At 66.5% G+C, this 21535-nt stretch carries 25 protein-coding genes and 1 pseudogene; 15 read left to right on the forward strand and 11 right to left on the reverse strand.

Features of this window, described 5'->3' with window-relative positions; genetic code table 11:
• Positions 1-10 precede the first annotated feature (10 nt).
• The 3 genes from AN936_RS21955 to AN936_RS21965 all read left to right on the forward strand — a co-directional run bounded on the left by AN936_RS21955 (position 11) and on the right by AN936_RS21965 (position 3308).
• Complete coding sequence (locus AN936_RS21955) at positions 11-2284, forward strand: YadA-like family protein (protein WP_084758588.1); 2274 nt, start codon at positions 11-13, stop codon at positions 2282-2284.
• Between the two features lie 293 nt (positions 2285-2577).
• A complete protein-coding gene (locus tag AN936_RS21960; RefSeq protein ID WP_054589942.1) occupies positions 2578-2865 on the forward strand; it encodes a hypothetical protein in 288 nt (95 codons plus the stop codon).
• 11 nt (positions 2866-2876) lie between these two features.
• Positions 2877-3308, forward strand: a complete 432-nt coding sequence (locus AN936_RS21965) for a DUF6265 family protein (protein ID WP_234715682.1) — start codon at positions 2877-2879, stop codon at positions 3306-3308.
• Here the strand turns inward: AN936_RS21965 and AN936_RS21970 are convergent.
• Genes AN936_RS21970 through AN936_RS21985 form a run of 4 tightly spaced genes read right to left on the reverse strand, consistent with a single transcriptional unit; the run spans position 3305 to position 5212 of the window.
• Positions 3305-3760 carry a DMT family transporter gene (locus tag AN936_RS21970; RefSeq protein WP_054589944.1) on the reverse strand — a complete coding sequence of 152 codons (456 nt, stop codon included), beginning with the start codon at positions 3758-3760 and terminating at the stop codon, positions 3305-3307. The two genes, AN936_RS21965 and AN936_RS21970, sit on opposite strands and share 4 nt — an antisense overlap.
• Positions 3757-3975, reverse strand: coding sequence for a tautomerase family protein (locus tag AN936_RS21975; RefSeq protein ID WP_054590492.1), 219 nt, complete (start codon positions 3973-3975; stop codon positions 3757-3759). Before AN936_RS21975 ends, AN936_RS21970 begins: the two co-directional genes overlap by 4 nt.
• Entirely contained in the window at positions 3975-4583 is a 609-nt protein-coding gene (locus tag AN936_RS21980; protein ID WP_054589945.1) for a glutathione S-transferase family protein, read from the reverse strand. The genes AN936_RS21975 and AN936_RS21980 overlap by 1 nt, the downstream gene beginning before the upstream one ends.
• Positions 4584-4585: 2 nt before the next feature.
• Positions 4586-5212 carry a pyridoxamine 5'-phosphate oxidase family protein gene (locus AN936_RS21985; protein WP_054589946.1) on the reverse strand — a complete coding sequence of 209 codons (627 nt, stop codon included), beginning with the start codon at positions 5210-5212 and terminating at the stop codon, positions 4586-4588.
• A 97-nt stretch (positions 5213-5309) separates the two neighbouring features.
• Here AN936_RS21985 and AN936_RS21990 point away from each other — a divergent pair, with 97 nt between their 5' ends.
• The 7 genes and pseudogenes from AN936_RS21990 (at position 5310) to AN936_RS22020 (ending at position 9361) form a co-directional block, all read left to right on the forward strand.
• Positions 5310-6200 (forward strand): LysR substrate-binding domain-containing protein, encoded by an 891-nt coding sequence (locus AN936_RS21990; protein WP_054590493.1) that lies wholly within the window; start codon positions 5310-5312, stop codon positions 6198-6200.
• 213 nt (positions 6201-6413) lie between these two features.
• A complete protein-coding gene (locus tag AN936_RS21995) occupies positions 6414-6611 on the forward strand; it encodes a hypothetical protein (RefSeq protein ID WP_054589947.1) in 198 nt (65 codons plus the stop codon).
• A 41-nt stretch (positions 6612-6652) separates the two neighbouring features.
• Positions 6653-7441, forward strand: a complete 789-nt coding sequence (locus AN936_RS22000) for a Crp/Fnr family transcriptional regulator (RefSeq protein WP_084758591.1) — start codon at positions 6653-6655, stop codon at positions 7439-7441.
• 33 nt (positions 7442-7474) lie between these two features.
• On the forward strand, positions 7475-7699 hold the full coding sequence (locus AN936_RS22005) for a DUF6894 family protein (protein ID WP_054589949.1): 225 nt from the start codon (positions 7475-7477) through the stop codon (positions 7697-7699).
• A gap of 40 nt (positions 7700-7739) precedes the next feature.
• Positions 7740-7892, forward strand: a pseudogene (locus AN936_RS25660) (KTSC domain-containing protein); the annotation flags it as partial.
• 183 nt (positions 7893-8075) lie between these two features.
• Complete coding sequence (gene gntA / locus AN936_RS22015) at positions 8076-8750, forward strand: guanitoxin biosynthesis heme-dependent pre-guanitoxin N-hydroxylase GntA (protein ID WP_054589951.1); 675 nt, start codon at positions 8076-8078, stop codon at positions 8748-8750.
• Positions 8747-9361, forward strand: coding sequence for a DUF1989 domain-containing protein (locus AN936_RS22020; RefSeq protein ID WP_054589952.1), 615 nt, complete (start codon positions 8747-8749; stop codon positions 9359-9361). The genes gntA and AN936_RS22020 overlap by 4 nt, the downstream gene beginning before the upstream one ends.
• 219 nt (positions 9362-9580) lie before the next feature.
• On the opposite strand, the gene AN936_RS22025 is transcribed toward AN936_RS22020, so the two are convergent.
• A complete protein-coding gene (locus AN936_RS22025) occupies positions 9581-10462 on the reverse strand; it encodes an NAD(P)H-hydrate dehydratase (RefSeq protein WP_234715683.1) in 882 nt (293 codons plus the stop codon).
• Positions 10455-11216, reverse strand: coding sequence for a histidine phosphatase family protein (locus AN936_RS22030; protein WP_054589954.1), 762 nt, complete (start codon positions 11214-11216; stop codon positions 10455-10457). Before AN936_RS22030 ends, AN936_RS22025 begins: the two co-directional genes overlap by 8 nt.
• Positions 11217-11349: 133 nt before the next feature.
• Here AN936_RS22030 and AN936_RS22035 point away from each other — a divergent pair, with 133 nt between their 5' ends.
• Positions 11350-12156: a Crp/Fnr family transcriptional regulator gene (locus AN936_RS22035; RefSeq protein ID WP_149037750.1), complete on the forward strand. Its 807-nt coding sequence runs from the start codon at positions 11350-11352 to the stop codon at positions 12154-12156.
• A 126-nt stretch (positions 12157-12282) separates the two neighbouring features.
• Positions 12283-14871 (forward strand): TonB-dependent receptor domain-containing protein, encoded by a 2589-nt coding sequence (locus AN936_RS22040; RefSeq protein ID WP_084758593.1) that lies wholly within the window; start codon positions 12283-12285, stop codon positions 14869-14871.
• Between the two features lie 320 nt (positions 14872-15191).
• On the opposite strand, the gene AN936_RS22045 is transcribed toward AN936_RS22040, so the two are convergent.
• The 3 genes from AN936_RS22045 to AN936_RS22055 form a co-directional block, all read right to left on the reverse strand.
• A complete protein-coding gene (locus tag AN936_RS22045; RefSeq protein ID WP_234715684.1) occupies positions 15192-15908 on the reverse strand; it encodes an RlmE family RNA methyltransferase in 717 nt (238 codons plus the stop codon).
• Positions 15905-16996: a Ppx/GppA phosphatase family protein gene (locus tag AN936_RS22050; RefSeq protein ID WP_054589957.1), complete on the reverse strand. Its 1092-nt coding sequence runs from the start codon at positions 16994-16996 to the stop codon at positions 15905-15907. The genes AN936_RS22045 and AN936_RS22050 overlap by 4 nt, the downstream gene beginning before the upstream one ends.
• Before the next feature lie 189 nt (positions 16997-17185).
• Complete coding sequence (locus AN936_RS22055; protein WP_054589958.1) at positions 17186-17593, reverse strand: glycine zipper 2TM domain-containing protein; 408 nt, start codon at positions 17591-17593, stop codon at positions 17186-17188.
• 164 nt (positions 17594-17757) lie between these two features.
• Between AN936_RS22055 and AN936_RS22060 the strand changes: the two genes are divergently transcribed.
• Complete coding sequence (locus AN936_RS22060; protein WP_054589959.1) at positions 17758-18759, forward strand: esterase-like activity of phytase family protein; 1002 nt, start codon at positions 17758-17760, stop codon at positions 18757-18759.
• A gap of 37 nt (positions 18760-18796) precedes the next feature.
• Here AN936_RS22060 and rpmB read toward each other — a convergent pair whose 3' ends face one another.
• The gene (rpmB, locus tag AN936_RS22065; protein ID WP_054589960.1) at positions 18797-19090 is read right to left on the reverse strand and encodes a 50S ribosomal protein L28; all 294 of its coding nucleotides are present in this window, start codon (positions 19088-19090) and stop codon (positions 18797-18799) included.
• Positions 19091-19230: 140 nt separating this feature from the next.
• On the opposite strand from rpmB, the gene tadA reads away from it, so the two are divergent.
• Positions 19231-19686, forward strand: a complete 456-nt coding sequence (tadA, locus tag AN936_RS22070) for a tRNA adenosine(34) deaminase TadA (RefSeq protein ID WP_054589961.1) — start codon at positions 19231-19233, stop codon at positions 19684-19686.
• A gap of 176 nt (positions 19687-19862) precedes the next feature.
• Here tadA and AN936_RS22075 read toward each other — a convergent pair whose 3' ends face one another.
• Positions 19863-20564 carry an NAD-dependent deacylase gene (locus AN936_RS22075; RefSeq protein ID WP_054589962.1) on the reverse strand — a complete coding sequence of 234 codons (702 nt, stop codon included), beginning with the start codon at positions 20562-20564 and terminating at the stop codon, positions 19863-19865.
• Positions 20565-20754: 190 nt separating this feature from the next.
• Here AN936_RS22075 and dapB point away from each other — a divergent pair, with 190 nt between their 5' ends.
• On the forward strand, positions 20755-21480 hold the full coding sequence (dapB, locus tag AN936_RS22080) for a 4-hydroxy-tetrahydrodipicolinate reductase (RefSeq protein WP_054589963.1): 726 nt from the start codon (positions 20755-20757) through the stop codon (positions 21478-21480).
• The last annotated feature ends 55 nt before the right edge of the window (positions 21481-21535 follow it).

Below are 21535 nucleotides of genomic sequence, written 5' to 3' on the forward strand. Positions count from 1 at the left end.
CATTTTATTTATGAAGCTGACTATTCGCGCCGCGCTTCGCGGCTCGCTTTGTGCTGCCGCTTTGGTGGCGGGGTTTTCGGGATCGGCGGGGGCGGCGGAATGCCTGCTCGACACCAATGACGACGGGGTGGTCGATGCCGCCGATACCGACGGCGGGGCGGTGTCGGACCGGACCGGCAACACGCTGGCGTGCGGGACCATAGCAGGAGCGACCGGCCCCCATACCACTGCATTGGGTTGGGGTGCATTCGCACGTTCGGAAGGCGCGGTAGCAATAGGCTCCTCTGCCGGAGTCCTCGAAGACGCAACCCGCGGCGTCGCTATAGGCTATAACTCGCGTGTTATTGGACGAAACTCCGTCGCCCTAGGTTACGGCACAACGGCTTTCGAAGCCAATGTCGTGGCTGTTGGCAATCGCCGCATTGTTGGCGTAGCGCCAGGCAGGAATAACGATGACGCAGTTATTGTTAGCCAATTGAATGAGGCGCTCGCACCGGCAAATAACTTAGTGCGATTTATTTCAATCATGCCGGATGGTGGACTAGCGGAGGCTACTGGCACCAATGCCTTATCGATCGGGTCAAGGTCTCGTGCGAATGGGAATAATTCTATTGCTTTAGGTGCCGATTCCAATGTCATGGGGAATGATGGCATTGCTATTGGATCTTTTTCAGATGCTAGCTTTTTCAGTATTGCTATCGGGCGCGGATCTAGTGCTAGCGTCTCAAGATCCGTTGCCATTGGCTCCGGCGCTATTGCCGACCGGGAAAACAGCGTGTCCTTCGGTTCCGCTAGCAACCAACGCCAGTTGACCAATGTGGAAGCGGGCACGCAGAGCACCGATGCGGTCAACCTCGGCCAGTTGAAGGCGGTGCAATCGACCGCGAACACCGCGCTCGCCGATGCCGCTACGGCGCAGGGGGCCGCCGAGACGGCGCTCGCCAATGCCGCGACCGCACAGGGCACCGCCGACACGGCGCTGGCCGATGCGGCCGCCGCTCAGTCGACGGCAGACGCCGCGCTGGCCGCGGTCTCTTCGGCGCAGGGCGATGCCGGGGCGGCGCTGGCAGTCGCGAACAGCGCACAGGCGACGGCGGACGATGCGCTGGCGAATGCCGCGACTGCGCAATCGACTGCTAACACGGCGCTGGCTGATGCGGCTTCGGCGCAGGGCAGCGCCGATGCCGCGCAGGCGACCGCCGACACCGCGCTCGCCGATGCGGCGACGGCGATCTCGACCGCCAATCAGGCCAGCACCACCGCCAATCAGGCGTTGGCGCGGGTCGACGAGGTGATTGCACAGGCGGGCAATGTCGTCGGCAACAACGACCGCGGCGCGGCGCCGAGTGCGACGGGCAATGGCGCGGTTGCTGGCGGTTCGGGCACGGTTGCCGAGGGCGAGGGCGCGGTGTCGTTCGGGCTCGACAACCGGGCGACGGGCAATGGTGCGGTGGCGATCGGCGATCCGAATATCGCGACCGGTACCGGCGCGGTGGCGATCGGGGCGAACAACACGGCGACCGGCACCGGTGCGGTGGCGCTGGGCAATGCCAGCACCGCGAACGGCGCTTCGGCGATTGCGCTGGGCGATGGCGCGGCGGCGGCGGGCGTGGGTAATGTCGCGATCGGCGGGGGCACCTCGGCGAGCGGCGCGAATAGCGTCGCGCTCGGCAACGGTTCGGTGGCGGAAGAGGCGAACACCGTCTCGGTCGGCGCGGCAGGGGCCGAACGGCGTCTCGTCAATGTCGCGGCGGGGACGGCGGCGACCGATGCGGTGAACAAGGGCCAGCTCGATAGCGAAATCGCGGCGCGGCAGACGATGGGGGTCGAACTCGGCGCCGCGATCAGCGCCGAAACCGCGGCGCGCCAGCAGGCCAATCTGCAGATCTCGCAGCGGCTTGCGGTGCAGGAAGCGTCGGTCACGGCGCTGACCACCGGGCTGTCGAACGAGATGTCGGCGCGCATCGCCGCCGACAATGCGCTGTCGCAGCGGATCGACGCGGTGTCGACGCGGCTCGACCAGATCGATTCGCAGATCGCGATCCTCGACGACCGCATCTCAAGCTCGACCGCGGTTGCGTCGGCGCTGTCGGGCAACGCCTTCCTGCCCGACATGAAGTTCAACCTCACTGCGAACGTCGCCACTTACGACGGCGCGCAGGCGGGGTCGATCCAGATGGGCGTGTTGCTGAGCCCGCATGTCGCGTTGAACGCCGGCGTGGCGTCGGGCTTCAACCGCCGCGGCAAGACCGCGGCGCGCGCCGGGGTGACGATCGGCTTTTGATGCTGATGACGCGAAAGGGCGGCGGGCCATGCGGTCCGCCGCTTTTTTTTTTGGGAAAGTCTGTCGGGGATGGCCGCCTCGGGGTGGAGACCTGCCCCTGAATTTCGTCATGCTGAACTTGTTTCAGCATCCATGGCCAGAGTTCGAATTTTACGCCGCGTCAAAGGATACGGCAGGCCATGGACCCTGAAACAAGTTCAGGGTGACGAAGAATGAGATGCCCGCTTCCGGCCGAGCGGCGCCGTTCCTGCTGCCGGGATTGGCCGCGCCGGGATTTTGTGCGAAACTGCGGCATGGCCACGCCCGACCTCAGCGACCGGGAGCAATATATCGCCTATCGCCGCGAACTGCGCGGCGTGGCACGCTGGTCGCGGCTCGTGGGCTTTGTCCTTGTCGTGATCGCGTTCGCGCTGTTCGTCTGGCCGCAGAGCGGCGGGCCGTGGCTGCTCGGGCCGCTGCGCACCGAGACATGGGGCTGGATCGCGCTGGTCGGCGGCTGGCTTATCTGGATCGCGGTCATCGTCCGGCGCACGCGCTATCACAAAGCGCGGCTGGCCGAAGCGGACGACGCGGCGCGATGAGGCCGCGATGGGTGGCCGCTGTTCTCGCGACGCTGCTGCTCGCCGCGACGCCGCCGGCCGCCAGCGTCGACGATCTCGCCTGGCTCGCGGGTGAATGGACGAGCGACGTCGATGGTCGCTGGACCGAGGAAAGCTGGACGGCCCCGCGCGGCGGGATGATGATCGGCCACAGCCGGTCGGGACACGGCGAGGCGCTGCGCGAGTTCGAGTTTCTGCGGATCGTCGTGGTCGAGGGCGCCCCGGCCTATATCGCGCAGCCGGGCGGCGGGGGGCCGGTGGCGTTCCGGCTCGCGGCGCATGACGCGGCGAGCGCGACCTTCGAAAATGCCGCGCATGATTATCCGCAGCGCATCCGCTATGTGCTGAGCGGCGACACGCTGACCGCGACGATTTCGGCGATCGACGGGTCGAAGGCGCGGAGCTGGGTTTACCGGCGGCGCTAACCCGTCCGCCGTGCGAGCCAGACGCCGGCGACCATCAGCGCGATCCCGGCAATCCGCTTCGTGTCGACGGGGAATTGCGCGGCGCCGAACAGTCCGAAATGATCGATGACGGCGGCGCTGGCGATCTGGCCGACGAGGACGAAGAAGATCGCGTTGCCAACCCCAAAACGCGGCGCGATGAAGGTCACCGAAATGACGTAGAAGGCGACGAACAGCCCGCCGAAATAGAATATCCACGGGATGTCGCCGGAAAAGCGGATGTCGCCGAGCGATCCGGTGACGAGCGCCCCGGTGCCCGCGATCAGCAGCGCGAGGCCGAAAAGGATCACCGACGCTGCCATCGGGCTGCCGAGGCGTCCGCCGAGCCCGCCGTTGAGCGCCGCGAGGATCGGGATGCCGACCCCGGTGAGCAGCATGATCGTCGCGAAGGCGGGCGCGTTGCTGCTGGTCATGGCCTGGCTTTCCCCGCTGCCTGGGCGCGGTAGTCGAGGACGGGCAGGCCGCCGATGCCCCAATTGTCCACATCGATCTCGTCGATCGTGACGACCGTCGTCGCCGGATTCTTGCCGAGCGTGCGCTGGAGGAGGTCGGTGACCCCGGCGATCAGTTCGCGCTTCTGCTCGGCGGTCGCCCTCTCGCGGGTGATCCTGATATTCACATATGGCATCATATAGCTCCTTCGGCGGGCCACCCTGGCATTTCCGAAAAGTCCGGCAGCGCGGCAATCCGGCGCGTCCACTCGCCGATCGCCGGCCAGCCCGCAATATCGATCCCCGCGTCGCCCATAAGCGCCAGATAGGGGCTTGCCGCAAGGTCGGCGATCGTCAGCCGCCCGCCGGTGAGCCAGTCGCGGCGCTCGAGATGCGCCTCGACCACCGGCAGGATGCGCGCGGTGACCGCCGCGGCATGGTCTTCAGCGATCGCGGCGCCGAACTTGCGCTGGAGACGGAGGGTCGCGGGGCCGTTCGCGATCTCGTTGGCGGCGTGCGACAGCCAGACATGGATTGCGCCGCGTTCCTCGGGGCTTTCGCCGTCCCAGTCGCCGGGGCGGTGACGCGCGGCGAGGCAGGCGAGGATGGCCTGGCTGTCGCGGAGGATGAGATCGCCGTCGACGAACAAAGGTATCTGCCGCATCGGGGTGAGCGCGGCGAAGGCATCGGACTGGCGCGCCGCCGCGTCGGTGGCAATTTCGACCCACGGCAGGCCGAGGAAGGCGAGCGCCATGCGGACCTTGTGCGTGTTCCCCGACAAGGGCGAGCCGTAAAGGCGGATCATCGTCATTCTCCTGATAGTTGGGCGCGCAGCGCCGCGACTTCGGCGCGCAACTGGTTGAGTTCCGCGGCCATCGGGCGCACCGCGGCGGAAATCTGGTCTTCGGTGAAGCGCGGGGTGATATGCTGCGAGCAATTCCATTCCCAGCCGACCACGTCGATCAGAAAGGCGCGCTCGGGCGTCGCCTGATAGCCCGCCGGCATCAGCGAGGTGACGAGCGCGGGATCGTCGGCGAGTTCGACGGTGCGTGCATGGCCGAGCAGCTTCAGCCGCGCGCGGTTCGGATAGTCCATCAGGAATAGCGATACGCGGTCGTCGCCCGCGAGATTGGCAGCGCTGATATATTGGCGGTTGCCGCGATAATCGGCGAAGCCGATGCGATTGCCCTCGATATGGCGGAGGAAGCCAGCGGGGCCGCCGCGATGCTGCATATAGGGCCAGCCGTCGGCGGTGACGCTCGCCATATAGAAGCTGTCGCGCGCCGTGATAAATTCCGCTTCGCGCGGCCCGATCGGATCGGGGGTGCCGTCGGCGCCAAGCTCCATCCGCGCATAGGCGGCGCGCGACCCCTGCTGCTGCTGCATCGCGCGCGCCGCGTCGGTGAAGATCGTGTGGAGATAGTTGCGGGCCATCGCGGGATTTCCTTCCTTCCAGACCGGATAGGTCGTTGCGTTTGGTGCGATAATCTGTGAAAAATGAAGAACTCTATTTCATAAAATGGAACAATCTGTGGACCGGCTGCTTACGCTCGAAATGTTCGTCGCGGTCGCGGGCGAAGGCGGCTTCGCTGCGGCGGCGCGCAAGCTCGGCAGTTCGCCGCCGGCGGTGACACGCGGGATCGCGGCGCTCGAAGCGCGGTTGGGGACCAGCATGTTCCATCGCTCGACGCGCGCGGTCGCGCTGACCGACGCCGGTGCGGCGTTTCTGGGCGAGGCGCGGCGCATCCTGGCCGACCTGGCGGGCGCCGAGCGCGAGGTGCGCGGCGCACAGGCCGACCCGCGCGGGCAGCTTTACCTGACCGCGCCGGTGATGTTCGGACGGCTCCATGTGCTCCCCGTGGTGCGTGCGCTGCTCGAACAGCATCGCGACCTCGGCGTGCGGATGATGCTGATCGACCGCAACGTCCGCATCGTCGAAGAAGGTATCGACGTCGCGGTGCGGATCGGCCCGCTCGCCGATTCGAGCCTCAAGGCGGTGCGGATCGGCGCGGTGCGCCAGATGCTCGCGGCGAGCCCCGCCTATCTGGCGCGGCGCGGCGCGCCGGCGCGCGTCGCCGATCTGGCCGACCACGATCTGATCGGCACAATGGGGCCGCGCGCGGTGAACGAGTGGCAGTTCGCCGGGACACGCTGGCGGCTCGAACCGCGGCCGCGGCTGGTGCTCAATACCGTCGATGCGGCGCTCGCGGCGGCCGAGGCGGGGCTGGGGATCGCCAATCTCCTGAGCTACCAGCTTGCCGGCGCGCTTGGCGACGGGCGGCTGATTTCGCTGCTTCCCGCCGAACAGCCGCCCGCACTGCCGGTCCATCTGCTGTTCGAACCGTCACGCGCCGCGCTGCCCGCAGTGCGGCTGTTCGTCGCGGCGATGAAGGCGCGGGCGCGGATGGCGGGGCTGGTTTGAGCGTGCCGTGACCCGACGCGCCCATCGATAATCATGATCCATGTTAGCGCGCCGCCGCGCGGCGTGGTATAAACGGGACCAACGACTGCGATTCCACCCAGATCGGCTTTTCGTGGTTTCGGCTTAATGTCGCAGTCCCCGATGCATACGGCCAGCCGATCGTCCCAAGCCGAGAGCCAGGTAGCGCTTGCTCGCGCAGAGAGGAGCATCGCCATGCGTGCTTTCCATCTTTTGATCGACGACACCGAGACCCGGCGCATAGACTTTCACGCCGAAGGCCCCGACCACGCGTTCCAGATCGCGCGCAACGAAAATGACGGCGTGAACGTTACGCTGTGGGAAGGCGAACGATTGCTTGCCCGAATGACGAAGACCGAAGCGAATGTCTGGAAACTGCACGCGCTCGGTTGAACGTCGTCGTTCGCTGCATATGGGACCACCGCGAGGATGATATGTCGAGTGATGTCACGCGTCTGTCCCAATGGATGGACCATCATCGCACCCGGATGGAACTCGGCCCGCTCAGCATACTGATCAGGAAATTGCTCAGCCACAGCCTGCTATCGACTGACGATCAGCAGGCGATCGCCGCACTGCCGCACAAGCTCCGGCGGTTGCAGCCGGGCGAATCGATTCTGCGCGAAGGCGACCAGGCCGAGATCTGCCCCGTCCTGCTGAGCGGCTTCGCCTATCGCCAGAAGGTCGCCTCGGACGGCGGGCGGCAGATTGTTGCGCTCAAATTGCCGGGCGATGCGCTCGACCTGCAGTCGCTCTATCTGGAAAAGGCCGATCACGACATCCGGATGCTGACGACTGCCGAAATGGCGCTGGTGCCGCTGGCGGCGATGGAGCAGCTTACGATCAAGCGTCCTGCCGTGGCGCGCGCGGTCCTGATCGACATATTGGTCGAGGCGTCGATCGGCCGCGAATGGCTGCTCAATATCGGCCGCCGCAACGCGCTGGCACGGCTCGCGCACCTGCTGTGTGAGTTGCACGACCGGGTGAGCGACATCGCGAGCGAGGCGAGCGAATATTTCGAAATACCGCTGACGCAGGAACAGCTTGCCGACCTGCTCGGGCTCACCCCGGTGCATATCAACCGCATGGTCCGCCAGCTCGAAAAAATGGGCGCGATCGGCCGGCCGTCACGCTCGCTGACGATCCTCAATCTGTCGGAGTTGGCAAAAATATCCAAGTTCTCGTCGGCTTACCTGCATCGAAACAATGTCTCGGGGGTTTGACCGAATAGCCTCATACGGGCCGGGAGTTTTCCGATGCCGCAATATTTCTTCAATACGTCGAACGGATCGCCGCATATCGACGACGCCGGTATGGAGCTTCCCGACATCTCAGCAGCGCGGCGCGAGGCGATCCGCTATGGGGGCAGCCTGCTCAGCGACGATCCCGAGATGGTGATGCAGGATAATGGTTTGCGCATCGATGTGGTCGACGAAGCCGGTAGCCGCTGTTTCGCGGTGCGGGTGACAATCGAAGACTAGGCCTGCCGGCGTGCGTAACTGCCCGATCGAGCGCTCATCGATGATCGAGGGCGCGGCGTTCGATGCTGATGCTGCGATTTTGTGCATCCGTTTTCGGGACAACGGCACCTATTTCTATTTCGACGTTCCCGAGCATCTGTTCGACGGGCTGTGCAACGCTGTCTCGGCCGGGACGTTTTTCAACGAACGGATCAGGGACCGATTTCGCTGCGAGCGTGATCCTGAACGGCGGCGTTCCGTCCGGAAACATAGAAGCCTGCCCTCGTCGGCGCGCGCAGCTTGGGAATCTAGGCAATCTGGGTTAAGTTTCCCGCAAATACCGGCGTCGGCCGGGCGGCTGCGGGGAGCCAACGCATGCGCCATTCGTTCGTTCGACATGCCTGACCCAAAGACCGACAATCCGTCCGCCTGCTTTGCGGAATTCGTCGCCGACCGAAATTTTCCATGCCTTGGCGCCAAGTCGGCGCTCGCAAATGGCGGAATCCGGGTGATCGCGGCGCGCGACCTGACGAGCGCGTGGAACGACCTCGAAATCCATCGCGCGCTGATCGACTGGGCGGACGCCTATCGCCACGATCCCGACGGATTTCGCAGCCTTGTCGTCATTTTCGAAGGGCCGGACGATCTCGACGAGGAGCAGTTCGAGGATGCGCTCTGGGACCGCCTCCAGTCGCTCGCCGAAAAGGATGCGTGGAAGGGGATGGATTATGATCCGCGCGTCTGCGCCGATCCCGGCAATCCCCATTTCTCGCTGAGCTTCGCCGGCGAGGCCTATTTCGTCGTCGGCCTGCACCCGCGCGCCTCGCGCCCGGCGCGCCGCTTTGCCCGGCCGGCGCTCGTTTTCAACCTGCACGACCAGTTCGAACGGTTGCGCACCGATGGGCGCTACGAGCGGATGCGCGAGCGCATTCTGGCGCGCGACATCGAACTGGCGGGGAGCGTCAATCCGATGCTCGCGCGCCACGGCGAGGTGAGCGAGGCGGCGCAATATAGCGGCCGCGCGGTCGGTCCCGGCTGGACGCCGCCCTTTCGCGATCCGCGGTCGGCATGACGGCTCGCGTCATTCCGCCGCGCAGCGGCGTCGCATTTCCCCTGCGCGCCGGCGAGGTGCTGCGCGTGATCGATCCCGAAGGCGGGCAGGTCAGCGACATGCTGGCCTTCATGGCGGCCGATGTCGGTGAGGCGCTGTCTAACGGGCGCACCTTCGACTGTGAGGAGACGATCCGGCTGACGACGGGCAACCGGCTGTGGTCAAACCGCTCGCAGCCGATGCTGGAGATCGTCGAGGATAGCGCCGGGACGCATGATTTCCTGCTGACGCCTTGCAGCGAGGCGACCTTTCGCCACTTTTATCCCGACAAGCCGGTTCATCGCGGCTGCTTCGGCAATCTCGCCGCAGCGCTCGCGCCCTTCGGGATCGGCCCCGACGCGATTCCGGTCGCGTTCAACATCTTCATGAACGTGCCGGTCGATGGCGACGGGAAGCTTCGCGTCATCGCCCCCGCGACGCACGCGGGCGATTTCATCCGCCTGCGCGCGCTCGCCGATCTGGTGGTCGGGCTGACCGCCTGTTCGGCCTATGACAGCTGCGGCGGCGCCTTCAAACCGATCCATTATGCGATCGAACAGTTGTCGCCGGCCGCTGGCCACCGACAATCTTGATCCAGATCATATATCCGCAAAAAAGCCCGCGCCGGCGGGGTTTGCCATGTTGACGCCCGTCCGGTCGCCGATAACATCCCACGCACTACCTGACCTTCCGTCACCAATCGCGGAAGGACACTGTTGGGCTCGCCGCCGGATCGCGTAGCCATATGCATCCGAGGCCGGAAAGGCTCCGCCGCAAGGCGGGGCCTTTTTTGCGAGCCGCGACAGCGTCGCTCAGACCCCGCGCATCAGCCCCGGCACGAGCGGCAGCAGTTCGCGGGCGAGATAGCCGATCGGCCCGACGGTTTCGGCCAGCCGCCGCCCCGCCTCGCCATGCAGCCATATCCCCCAGGCGCTGGCGTGAAGCGGCGAGAGCCCTTGCGCGCCCAGCCCGGCGATCAGACCCGCGAGCACGTCGCCCGACCCGCTGACCGCCAGGCCGAGACCGCCTCCGGCGTAGGAGAGGCACGTACCCTCGGCCATCAGGTGACTCGTCGCGCCCTTCACCATGACGGCGGTGCGATAGATTTCGGCGGCCCGGGCGAGCGCCGCCAGCGGGTCGCGCGCGACCGCGTCTCTTTCGGCGTCGAGCAGCGCCGCGAGTTCGCCCTCGTGCGGAGTCAGTACCGTATGCCGACCGCGGGCAGCGAGCGCATCGGCATGGTCGGTCGCGGCGCGAAGCGCAAAGGCGTCGAGCAGCAGGAACATGTCGCCGGGCAGGGCGGGGAGCAGCGCAGCGAGCAGCGCCCGGACGCCGTCCTCGTCGATCATCGCCGGTCCGAAAACGATCGCATCGTGGTTGGCGATTTCGGCGAGCAGCAGCTCGGCGCTCTCGGGCGCGATCTCGCCGCCGGGCGTTTCGGGCAGTGCGACGACGGCACACGCCGGAAAAGCGACGCCGATGGGGGTAGCGGCCGAGGCGATGGTGGCGATCGTCACCTTGCCGGCGCCCGCCCGGAACGCCGCCTCGGCGGTCAGCAGCATGCCGCCGGGCACGCGCCGGCAGCCGCCGATGACGAGCACCCGCCCGCGGCCGTTCTTGTCGACATTGTCGTGGTGATCGGGAAGCGGGTTCGCCTTGAGCCAGGCGGTGTCGAGCGGGACGGGCTCAGCCACGCGCGGCGACCATCGCATCGGGTTCGCGGGTGACGGGAACCTCGCCCGCCATCGGCGCCGTCACATTGTAGCTCGACAGGACGAGGTTGCCGTCGCGACCGATCTTCGGATCGAAGCGATATTCGGTGATCGCGCAATTCGCCACGTCGCCCTCCTTGTCGATGGCGAGAATTTCGCGCTCGCCGAGATTTTCGATGATGGTGCGCAGGCACAGGACGACGACCTGATGCGCGACGATCATTACGCGGCGGCCGCCATAGTGCAGCGAGACGGTGTCGAGCAGCGAGCGCAGCCGCAGAATAACGTCGCACCAGCTCTCGCCGCCCGGCGGTCGATGATAGAATTTGCCGAGCGTCGCGCGAAATTCGGCCTGTTCGGGATGCGTCGCCTCGATACCGTGCCGGGTGAGGCCATCGAGAATGCCGAATTCCTTCTCGCGCAGGCGCTCGTCGATGCAGATCTTCTCGTCGGGCTCACAGCCGCCGGCGGCGCGGAAAATCTCCGCGGTCTGGATCGCGCGGACATAGGGCGAGGCGAGCATGATTTCGGGGCGCCCGTCTTCCTCGCCCGCCGCGAACCATTCGCCGAGCGCGCGCGATTGCTCCTCGCCGAGCGCCGACAGCGGCACATCGACGTCGCGGTGATCGAGCGCGATGCGCAGGTCGCCGGCCGCATCGGCGGCGTCGCGCGCGACGTTGCCCGCGCTCTGGCCGTGGCGGACGACCCAGAGCACCGAGGGCCAGCGGGGTGTCATCGAAATATTCCGGTTTGTGTCATGGGAAAGGAACGCAGCGACGGCGCACCGGTTGCGGAGCGATGATCGGGGCGGCGGCGGCCGACCGTCGGCAAAAAAATTCGCCTCCGTCGCAAACTTAACCTGTGTGAATGTGAGTCTGTCACATACCGCACATCACGCGCCGATGACGGGGGCGTACAGCGTGACATTCGGCCGCATTCTCAATCGACTGCTCAGCCCCGCCGAACGGATGGTCTGGGAAGCCAGCCTCGCGCGCAATGCGCGCGACTATGCCAAGGGCATCGACATCGCGCGCGAGGGCGAGCGTCCCGCCGCGCTACGCATCGTGCTGTCGGGCTGGGCGCAGAAATACAAGCAACTACCCGACGGCCGCCGCCAGATCCTCGCGCTCGTCCTGCCCGGCCAGGCGTGCGATCTCGACCTGTTCACCGTCGCGCGCACCGACCATTCGCTGGCGGCGGTGCGGCGGCTGACCGTGGCCGAAATCGGCCGTCAGGAGGCGACGGCGTTGCTCCGCCAATGCCCGAACCTCGCGCAATTGCTGTGCTGGGGCGAGATCGTCACCGCGGCGATCCAGCGCGAATGGACGATCAATATCGGGCAGCGCAACGCGATCGAGCGCGTTGCGCAACTGATGTGCGAAATCTTCGCGCGGCAGCAGGGCATCCCGGCGGCGGGCGGCGGCGAATGCGATTTCCTGCTCACCCAATGGCAGCTCGCCGAGGCGACCGGGCTGACGCAGGTGCACGTCAACCGCACGGTGCAGGAACTGCGGCGGCGCTGTTCGGTCGAACTGCGCAACCTCCGGCTGTTCATTCCCGACTTCGCCGAGCTGGCGGACATTGCGGCGTTCAACGCCAATTATCTCCATCTCGACGAGACCGACCTCGCGGTCGACCGGGCCGCGGGCTTGTTCGGCGGCATCGGGCGCGACTGAGCGGACGGCGGCCGTTCGTCATAATCCTGCAAGATTTCTTGCCCGGTCAGATGTCCCCGGGCCGCCGTTGTGCGTCTTTCCCTTCCGATAGCCCGGCAGAGCGGGCGCCAAGGGGGACGATAATTCATGCAATTGTTCAGACTAGCCCTTCATGCTTCGATCGCGACGAGTGCATTGGCCGCGGCGGCGCTCGCCGCGCCCGCGCAGGCGCAGGCGGAAGAACGCACCTATCGCTTCGCCATCCCGGCGCAGGATATGAAGGCCAGCCTCCGCGCGCTGGCGCGGACCTCGGGGCAGCAGATCGGCTTCGACAGCGCGGCGTTGCAGGGCAAGCGGGCGCCGGCGCTCAACGGTACCTTCTCGCTCCGCGACGGCGTGGCGCGGCTGCTCGCCGGCTCGGGTCTCGAGCCCAGCTGGGGGCGTTCGGGCGTGCTCGTCATCCGCCCTGCGCCGCGCAAGCCGGGCGCCGCCTATCAGGCGCCGAACCGGGGCGCGGACGCGGCCATGGCCGGCGCGGATGACGGCGAAATCGTCGTCACGGCGCGCAAGTCGGACGAACGCATTCAGGATGTCCCGGTGTCGCTGACCGCGGTGACCGCCGACGCCCTGCGCGATCGGGGCGCGGCGGACATCAAGGATGTGCTGCGCAGCGTCCCGGGGCTCGCCAATTACGGCACCGAACGCGGGCTGTCGCGCTACAGCATCCGCGGCCTGTCGACCTATGCCTCGTCGCCGACGGTCGGCATCTATCTCGACGATATCTCGCTGGTGACGGTGTCGACCACCTTCAGCGGCGCCTATGACCCGATGTTCTTCGACATGGAGCGCGTCGAGGTGCTGAAGGGACCGCAGGGCACGCTCTATGGCGGCAGCGCAATGGGCGGCGCGATCAAATATGTCAGCGCACGGCCCGATCCGACGCGGTTCAGCGTCGATACCGCGATCGGCGCCGCGATCACCGACGGCGGCGGGCCGTCGTACAATGGCGAAGTCGTGGTCAATGCGCCGATCGTCGAGGACAAGCTCGCGGTGCGCGCGGGCTTCTATTACCGCCACGATGGCGGCTTCATCGACAACCGTCCGGGCGATATCCGTGTCCTGTTGCGGTCGAGCACGCCCTTCCCCGATTATACGCCGGTGGTGCAGGACAGCCTGTCGAACCGGACCAAGAAGAACCGCAACTATGGCGACACCTATGTCGGGCGGCTGTCGTTCGAATGGCGCCCCGACGAGAGCTGGACGATCCGGCCGCAGCTTTTCTACCAGGATTACAAGCAGGGCGACACCGGCGACATGTTCATCGGCCGCCCCGACCGGTCGGGCTCCTATCGCATCGCCCAGCCCAATTATGACCGCGCCGGCATTTACAGCCTCAGCGTCGAAAAGGAACTGGGCGGAGTGAAGGCGACGTCGCTGACCGCCTATTTTGACCGCACGTTCCGCTATGTCCGCGATTACAGCTTTTACATCGGCGGGCTGATCCCGGTGCTGTATCCGTTCACCAGCACCAACGTGTCCGACAGCTTCACCAAGACGTTCAGCCAGGAAGTGCGGCTGGCATCGGACAATGACTCGCCATTCAAATGGGTGATCGGCGGCTATTATTCGAGCCAGGACGACCGGCTGATCCAGGCGGTCAATACGCCCGGAATGAGCGCCTTCTTCGGCACCGATCTGGCCTATTACGGCAATATCTTCACCAACACGAAGCAATATGCGGGCTTCGGCGAGGCGAGCTACGCGCTGTTCGACGGCTTCGACGTCACCGCCGGCGTCCGCGTGTTCAAGGTCGAGCAGCGCGTCAACGCGCGCACCGACGGGGTGTTCGCGGGTGGCCCGAATGCGATCCCCGACCGCCGCAACAAGGAAGACGGGATCAATCCCAAATTCGGCCTGTCGTACAAGGTGACGCGCGACAATCTCCTTTACGCCTCGGCCGCCAAGGGCTTCCGCCCCGGCGGGATCAACCGCGACCGGATCGACCCCGATCTCTGCCGCACCGATCTCGATCAGCTCGGCATCGAAAACGCGCCTGACAGCTTCGGATCGGACAATCTGTGGACCTATGAAGCCGGGACCAAGAATATGTTCGGCGGCGGCAAGGTGATGCTCAACGCTTCGGCATATTACACCGAATGGAAGGAGATCCAGCAGGCGATCGGGCTGCCGAGCTGCGGCTTCGGCTTCACCGACAATGTCGGCAGCGCCGAGGTAAAGGGCTTCGAGCTCGAGGCGCGCGTCGAACCACTCCGCGGGTTCCAGATCGGCGGTACCGCTGCCTATACCAGCAGCAAGATCACCGAAGCGGCACCCGGCACCTCGGCCAAGCAGGGCGACGCGCTGCCCGACGTGCCGAAGTGGATGGCGACCGCATATGCCGGTTACCGGACCGAATTGTCGGGATTGTGGGAACTCGATGTCCGCGGCGAATATCAGTATCAGGGCAAGGCGCCCTATACGTTCGATACCGAGGTGCCGATCACCTTCCCCGGCGGCGAGGTCGACTATATCCCGAACCCGATCCTCGAACGGAAAAGCTATCAGGTCGTCAACGCCTTCGCGTCGCTGAGCCGTGAGAATACGACGGTCAGGCTCTATGCCAACAATCTGTTCAACGTCCATCCGCAGCTCGACACCGACCTGTCGATCGGCGCCGACCGCTTCTCGACGATCCGCCCGCGGACCTTCGGCGTCGAATTGCGGCAGGGTTTTTGAGGCATTGCTGACATCCCCCCTGCGGCAAAGCCGTGGGGAGGGGACCGCCGCGAAGCGGTGGCGGAGGGGCCGCGACGTTAGCGCATTTTGCCCCTCCGTCAGCCCTGCGGGCTGCCACCTCCCCATCGCTGCGCGACAGGGAGGATCGTCAGAAAACGGGCCGGGAGCGGACCTAACCAATATCGTCACCCCGGACTTGATCCGGGGTCCATGACTTCGGCGCCGCAGTGGATCCCGGATCAAGTCCGGGATGACGAATATGTGTGAAGCAACATCCGCTCCCCACCCCTAAGCCGACCTTCACCTGGACGGCAGGCCGCCTATCCGGTTGCCCCGTCCATCCGCCCCTTGAACCCCTGTGCGATGACGTAAAGCTCAGGCGAGCCCTTGCGGCTGGCGGGGGGCTTGGCGTGCTTGACCGTCGTGAAATGGCGCTTGAGCAGGGTCAGGAGCTCGCGGTCGGCGCCGCCGGCGAAGACTTTCGCGACAAAGGCGCCGCCGGGGACCAGATTCTGCACCGCAAAGTCGGCGGCGGTCTCGGCGAGGCCGATGGTTCGCAAATGGTCGGTCTGCGGGTGGCCGACTGTGTTCGCCGCCATGTCCGAAATGACGAGGTCGGGGGCGCTGCCGAGCGCCTCGATCAGCGCATCGGGGGCGGCGTCGTCCATGAAATCCATCTCGAGGATCGCGACGCCTTCGATCGGCTCGCAGGCGAGCAGGTCGATCCCCGCGACGCGCGCGCGCGGGTTGGTCTTCCGCGTCACCTGCGACCAGCCGCCGGGCGTGATGCCGAGATCGACGACGGCGCGCGCTCTTTTCAAAAAGCCGAATTTCTCGTCGAGCTCGATCAGCTTGTACGCGGCGCGTGAGCGATAGCCTTCGGCCTGCGCGCGGCGGACATAGGGGTCGTTGAGCTGGCGTTGCAGCCAGCGCGTCGACGACACGCTGCGCTTGCGGGCGGTCTTGACGCGCACATGCAGGCCGCCCCGGCCCCCCGATCCTTTGGCGCCGCCGCTGCGTCCGCTGCCGCCGCTCATTTGCGAAACTCGCGGCGGGTGACGGGAACGTCGCGCCCCTGCCGAGCCAGGGTGCGGAGGATGCCCTCGCGGATGCCGCGGTCGGCGACGCCGACGCGCGCCGCTGGCCACAGGTCGATGATGCTTTCGAGGATCGCGCAGCCCGCGACCACCAGGTCGGCGCGCTCGCGGCCGATGCAGGCGATTTCGGAGCGGTCGGCGATGCTCGCGTCGGCGAGGCGGCGGCTGATCTCGCGCATCGCGTCCGATGGCACGACCAGCCCGTCGACCGCGCGCCGGTCGTAGCGCGGCAGGTCGAGGAAGACGCTGGCGAGCGTCGTCACCGTGCCGCTGGTGCCGAGCAGGCGCAGTGGTTGCCCTGCAAAACGTTCGGCGCGGCCGGCGAAGGCGGCGAACGCCTCGCGCGTCACTTCGCGCATCTGCGCATAGGCGGCCTGCCGCGCGGCAAGGCTGTCCTCGGCGGCGGGGGCATGTTCGGTGAGCGACACGACGCCCCACGGAACGCTGATCCAGTCGCGGATCATAACGTCGTCGTCCGACGCGTCGATGCGCATCAGCTCGGTCGAGCCGCCGCCAATGTCGAAGATCAGCGCCGGGCCGTCGCCTGCCTCCATCAGATTGTGGCAGCCGAGCACCGCGAGCTTCGCTTCTTCGGCGGCGGAAATGATGTCGAGCGCGATGCCGGTCTCGCGCTTCACCCGTTCGGCGAGTTCCTCGCCGTTGCTGGCGCGGCGGCACGCTTCGGTGGCGACCGCGCGCGACAGGGTGACGTGGCGGCGGCGCAGCTTGTCGGCGCAGACCGACAGTGCAGCGACGGTGCGGTCCATCGCCGCCTGGCTGATCCGGCCGCTCCCGTGCAGCCCCTCGCCAAGGCGGACGATGCGCGAAAAGGCGTCGATGACGACCAGTTCGCCGCCCTGCGGGCGCGCGATCAGCAGCCGGCAATTGTTGGTCCCGAGATCGATGGCGGCATAGGTGCGCGGCCGATGGATCGGCACGGGCCGCGATTCGGCACCTGCCTTGCTCTGTCCTCTCGCCGCCGGCACGGGCCGCGGCGATCGCCCCGAAGGCGCTGCCATTTGCCGCATGGCTAGTATGACCTGTCCAAATCTCACGCGCCTGCAAGACCGCAGGCGTGCACTTGGGCGCGAGATTAGGCTTCCGGCCACCTAATGGCAAGCCCGGCCCCCGTTCGGGCGGGCGCAAGCAAAACCCCGCCCGGCGCAGGCCGGACGGGGCAAAGGAGGATATAAGGTTATTGGAGCTAGGGTCAGCCCTTAACGGCAGCCGTCATTGCCCTTGTCGATGGCGCGGCCGGCGAGGGCGCCGACGGCACCGCCGATGATCGTGCCGACCGTACGGTCGCCGCGGCCGGCGATTTCGTGGCCGGCAAGGCCGCCCGCAACCGCACCGATGATCGTGCCGCCGGTGCCGTTGTCGCACTGGCGATAGCGACGGTTGTCGTAGCGGTTGTTGTAATAGCGACGATCGTTCCGATAATCGCGGCGGTCGGCGCGGCGATCGTAACGACGGTCATAGCGGCGGTCGTTCCGGTCATAGCGCACGTCATAGCTCGAATAGCCGTTGCGGTCGTAATAGCCGTTCTGCGCCGCGGCAGGTGTTGCCAAGCCCAGCGTCGCGGTGGACATCAGGGCGGCGATCGAGAGAGTCACCATCTTTTTCATCGTCGTTCTCCTTCTTTCGTCGTTTGGCCCTTCAGGGCTGTGGTCGATGAAGGGGTTATGGGTGATTCGTCTTGAGCCAAGTCTGAACACGGCTGTTGGCTGGCGTTCAGCTTTGCGGGGCTCGGCGCTTCCCTTTCGCGGGCAGGCATTCTACGCCCCCGGCGATGCGCCGCCTGCTTCCCGCCGTCCTGATCTTCCTTGCGCTCGGGCCGGTCCCCGGCACGCATCTGCGTTTCCCGGAAACCGATCTTACCGAGCGCGTCGCAGTGCGTCCGCTGCGCTTTGCGGCAGGCGGGGATGGATCGCTGCGGTTCGTGCGCGGCTGGCACCTGACCAGCCCGCACAGCTATTTCGGCGGCTTCTCCGCGGTCGCGCGAATCGGTCCCGGCCGCTTCCAGCTTGTCGGCGACAATGGCTATTGGACGCGGCTGACGCTGACCCCCGGCGGGCAGCCGAGCCGGTTTCGCATCGCGCCCCTCCCCACCCCCGACGGCCGCCCGCGCCGCAAGTCGATGATCGATGCCGAGGCGATGGTATTCGATCCGGCGAGCGGGAAGAGCTGGATCGCGCTCGAGGGGATCAATCAGGTCTGGCGTCTCGATGCCCGCCTTGGCGCAATCGAATCGCGCCGCAAACTGCCGGGGCAGCCGAACTGGCCGATCAACCGCGGGCCCGAGGCGATGGCGCGGCTCGCCGACGGGCGGACGGTGGTTTTTTCAGAGGATGCCGACGACGACCCGCGCGGGCGCGAAGCTTTGCTCTATATTGGCGACCCGGCGGCGCCCGGACCGGCACCGGTTCGCTTCTTCTATAGCTCGGGCGGCAGGGGGCTGGTCAGCGATGCCGCGGCGCTGCCCGACGGGCGAATCCTGCTCGTCCACCGCCGGCTCGGCTTCGACCCAGTGTTCACGACGATCCTCGCGGTTCTCGATCCCGCCGATATCGGCAAGGATGCCGTGGTCGGCGCGCGCGCGATCGGCCGCGTGCCGCGGCTGCTGGCCGAAAATTACGAAGGGGCGGCGGTGGCGGTCGAACAGGGGCGCACCTGGCTCTGGCTCGTGTCCGACGACAATTTCAACCTGTGGCAGCGCAGCCTGCTGCTGCAGTTCGAACTCGTCGGCCTGCCGCCCAAAAAGACGCCGGACAGCAAAAAGGCCGCGCGGTAATCCGGCGGCCTGATTGCATCGGCGATGCGAGAAAAGCTTAGGCGGCCTTTTCAGCCAGCTTCTTCGCAACTTCCTTCTTCAGCTTGCGCGCCGAAGCCGACAGCTGGTCGTCGCCGGCCTTGAGCAGCCAGTTGTCGAGACCGCCATTATGCTCGACCGTGCGCAGGCCGTGGGTCGACACGCGCAGCTTCACGCCCTTGCCGAGCGCGTCCGAGAGCAAAGTCACATTCTGCAGGTTGGGCAGGAAGGTGCGCTTGGTCTTGTTGTTGGCGTGGCTGACATTGTGGCCAACCTGGCGGCCCTTGCCGGTCAGTTCGCAGATGCGCGACATGATGCTCTTCCTCGTCAAAAAAATTTCGGGTCGGCGTCCGGGCGCTTCCCGCAAAACGGGGAAGGACAGGTCCGGATGGGCCGGGAAAGGCGCGCGCTTATCGGCTTGCCGGGGATTCGTCAAGGGATTAGCGGGGAAGCATGTCCCGTTTCCCGCTGCCCGAACCGATGCGCCGCGCGCTCGATCTCGCTCGGATTGCCGCCGATTGGGGCGAAGTGCCCGTCGGCGCCGTGATCGTCAAGGACGGCGCGATCATCGCCGAAGGGCATAACCGCCCGCGCGAATCGGCCGATCCGACCGCGCATGCCGAAATCGTCGCGATTCGTGCCGCGGCGGCAAAACTCGGCAACGAGCGACTCGACGGCTGCGATCTGTTTGTGACGCTCGAACCCTGCGCCATGTGCGCCGGGGCGATCGCCCATGCCCGCATCGCGCGGCTCTATTATGGCGCCGACGATCCGAAGGGCGGCGCGGTCGTCCACGGCCCGCGTATTTTTGCGCAGCCGACGGTTCATCACCGGCCGGAGATTTATGAGGGGCTCGGCGCGGGGGAGGCAGCAACTTTGCTGCGGGATTTTTTTGCAGCGCGGCGGTGATGCGGGAAGGGCCGCTTTGGGGTGGGAAGCGGACATTCCACTTACAGTGTACCCCGGCGAAAGCCGGGGCCCAGGGCGTTGGAAAGCCAAGGTTGCGCTATGGCGCTCTGGGCCCCGGCTTTCGCCGGGGTGTACGTCAGCTATGTCCACAACCGGCCGAAAGCAGCCGCGCGGCATTAGCTTAGCATCTCTGCCACCCACCCCGGCACCAGCGCGGTCGCCGGTCCGTGGTGGGCTTCGTCGAACCAGTGGCTGCCCTGGCTCGGCTCCATATTGAGTTCGAGCGTCCGGGCGCCCGCCGCGCGTGCTTCCCGGACGAAGCCCGCGGCGGGATAGACGGCGCCCGAGGTGCCGATTGATACGAACAGGTCGGTGCGATTGAGGGCGCGGTAGATATCCTCCATATGATAGGGCATCTCGCCGAACCAGACGACGTCGGGGCGGAGGTGGCCGGAGGTGCCGCACGCCGGGCAGGCGGGGGCCTCGCCGAGCGGGCCCAGCCAGTCGCTGCGCGCATCGCAGGCGGTGCACCACGCCTTCAGATGCTCGCCGTGCATATGGAGCAGCCGCTTTGCTCCCGCGCGCTCGTGGAGGTCGTCGACATTCTGCGTCACGATGAGCAATTCGCCCCGCCATTCGGCATCGAGCCGCGCGAGCGCCGCGTGCGCGGCATTGGGCTCTTTCGTCTGGATCGCCGCGCGCCGCATGTCGTAGAAGCGCTGGACCAGCGCCGGATCGCGCGCGAACGCCTCGGGCGTCGCGACATCCTCGACGCGGTGCTGCTCCCATAGACCGCCGCCGTCGCGGAAGGTGTCGATGCCGCTTTCGGCCGACACGCCGGCGCCGGTCAGGATGACGATATTGTGGATGTCCTTCATCGCCCCACCCTATCCGTCCGACTCTCCGTCTTCACCCCTTTTTCGTCACCCCGGACTTGATCCGGGGTCCAGGCAAGGTTTGTCGTCATGGATCCCGGATCAAGTCCGGGATGACGAGCCTGGGTTCGCGACATCTCGACTTCGCTCGATGCGAACGGCTAAGGGGAGCGGACAGAAGAGGGGACGCATCATGACCAGCATCGGCATTATCGGCAGCGAAGGCCGGATGGGCGTCGCGCTCGCCGCCGCGATCGCCGAAGCGGGGCAGCAGCGGCTGGGCATCGACAAGGGCGGCGACGTCGCGGCGCTCGCTGCCGACGCCGGGGTGCTCGTCGATTTCTCGTCGCCCGCCGCGCTCGAAGCGACGCTCGATGCGTGTATCGCGGCGGGGACACCGATCGTCATCGGCACGACGGGGCTCGAGGAACGCCATCACTGGCTGATCGACGAGGCGGCAAAGGATGTCGCGGTGCTTCAGACGGGCAATACCTCGCTCGGCGTCACCCTGCTCGCGCATCTGGTGCGCGAGGCCGCGGCGCGGCTCGGCGCCGACTGGGATATCGAAGTGCTAGAAATGCATCACCGGATGAAGGTCGACGCGCCGAGCGGCACCGCGCTGCTGCTCGGGCAGGCGGCAGCCGAAGGGCGCGGGATCAGCCTCGACACATGTTCCGAACGCGGCCGCGATGGTCTCACCGGCGCGCGCGGGCATGGCAAGATCGGCTTCGCAAGCCTGCGCGGCGGCACCGTCGCGGGCGACCATGACGTGATTTTCGCGGGCTCCGAGGAAATGATCACCCTGTCGCACCGCGCCGAAAACCGGATGATCTTCGCGCGCGGGGCGGTGCGCGCGGCGCTGTGGCTGATCCAGCAGCCATCGGGACGCTACACGATGCCCGAAGTGCTGGGACTCTGACTGCCCGCTTGCCTGCACGCTCTCCCCGTGTATTATAAAAACAATACAGTTGGAG

This window comes from Sphingopyxis macrogoltabida, from assembly GCF_001307295.1.
GTDB classification, from domain to species: domain Bacteria; phylum Pseudomonadota; class Alphaproteobacteria; order Sphingomonadales; family Sphingomonadaceae; genus Sphingopyxis; species Sphingopyxis macrogoltabida_B.

Excerpts from the sequence above, each read along its gene's own strand:
- AN936_RS21955 (WP_084758588.1), top strand. The coding sequence starts at position 11 with ATGAAGCTGACTATTCGCGCCGCGCTTCGCGGCTCGCTTTGTGCTGCC.
- AN936_RS21960 (WP_054589942.1), top strand. The coding sequence starts at position 2,578 with ATGGCCACGCCCGACCTCAGCGACCGGGAGCAATATATCGCCTATCGC.
- AN936_RS21970 (WP_054589944.1), bottom strand. The coding sequence starts at position 3,760 with ATGACCAGCAGCAACGCGCCCGCCTTCGCGACGATCATGCTGCTCACC.
- AN936_RS21975 (WP_054590492.1), bottom strand. The coding sequence starts at position 3,975 with ATGCCATATGTGAATATCAGGATCACCCGCGAGAGGGCGACCGCCGAG.
- AN936_RS21980 (WP_054589945.1), bottom strand. The coding sequence starts at position 4,583 with ATGATCCGCCTTTACGGCTCGCCCTTGTCGGGGAACACGCACAAGGTC.
- AN936_RS21985 (WP_054589946.1), bottom strand. The coding sequence starts at position 5,212 with ATGGCCCGCAACTATCTCCACACGATCTTCACCGACGCGGCGCGCGCG.
- AN936_RS21995 (WP_054589947.1), top strand. The coding sequence starts at position 6,414 with ATGCGTGCTTTCCATCTTTTGATCGACGACACCGAGACCCGGCGCATA.
- AN936_RS22000 (WP_084758591.1), top strand. The coding sequence starts at position 6,653 with ATGTCGAGTGATGTCACGCGTCTGTCCCAATGGATGGACCATCATCGC.
- AN936_RS22005 (WP_054589949.1), top strand. The coding sequence starts at position 7,475 with ATGCCGCAATATTTCTTCAATACGTCGAACGGATCGCCGCATATCGAC.
- gntA (WP_054589951.1), top strand. The coding sequence starts at position 8,076 with ATGCCTGACCCAAAGACCGACAATCCGTCCGCCTGCTTTGCGGAATTC.
- AN936_RS22020 (WP_054589952.1), top strand. The coding sequence starts at position 8,747 with ATGACGGCTCGCGTCATTCCGCCGCGCAGCGGCGTCGCATTTCCCCTG.
- AN936_RS22030 (WP_054589954.1), bottom strand. The coding sequence starts at position 11,216 with ATGACACCCCGCTGGCCCTCGGTGCTCTGGGTCGTCCGCCACGGCCAG.
- AN936_RS22040 (WP_084758593.1), top strand. The coding sequence starts at position 12,283 with ATGCAATTGTTCAGACTAGCCCTTCATGCTTCGATCGCGACGAGTGCA.
- AN936_RS22045 (WP_234715684.1), bottom strand. The coding sequence starts at position 15,908 with ATGAGCGGCGGCAGCGGACGCAGCGGCGGCGCCAAAGGATCGGGGGGC.
- AN936_RS22050 (WP_054589957.1), bottom strand. The coding sequence starts at position 16,996 with ATGCGGCAAATGGCAGCGCCTTCGGGGCGATCGCCGCGGCCCGTGCCG.
- AN936_RS22055 (WP_054589958.1), bottom strand. The coding sequence starts at position 17,593 with ATGAAAAAGATGGTGACTCTCTCGATCGCCGCCCTGATGTCCACCGCG.
- AN936_RS22060 (WP_054589959.1), top strand. The coding sequence starts at position 17,758 with ATGCGCCGCCTGCTTCCCGCCGTCCTGATCTTCCTTGCGCTCGGGCCG.
- rpmB (WP_054589960.1), bottom strand. The coding sequence starts at position 19,090 with ATGTCGCGCATCTGCGAACTGACCGGCAAGGGCCGCCAGGTTGGCCAC.
- tadA (WP_054589961.1), top strand. The coding sequence starts at position 19,231 with ATGTCCCGTTTCCCGCTGCCCGAACCGATGCGCCGCGCGCTCGATCTC.
- AN936_RS22075 (WP_054589962.1), bottom strand. The coding sequence starts at position 20,564 with ATGAAGGACATCCACAATATCGTCATCCTGACCGGCGCCGGCGTGTCG.
- dapB (WP_054589963.1), top strand. The coding sequence starts at position 20,755 with ATGACCAGCATCGGCATTATCGGCAGCGAAGGCCGGATGGGCGTCGCG.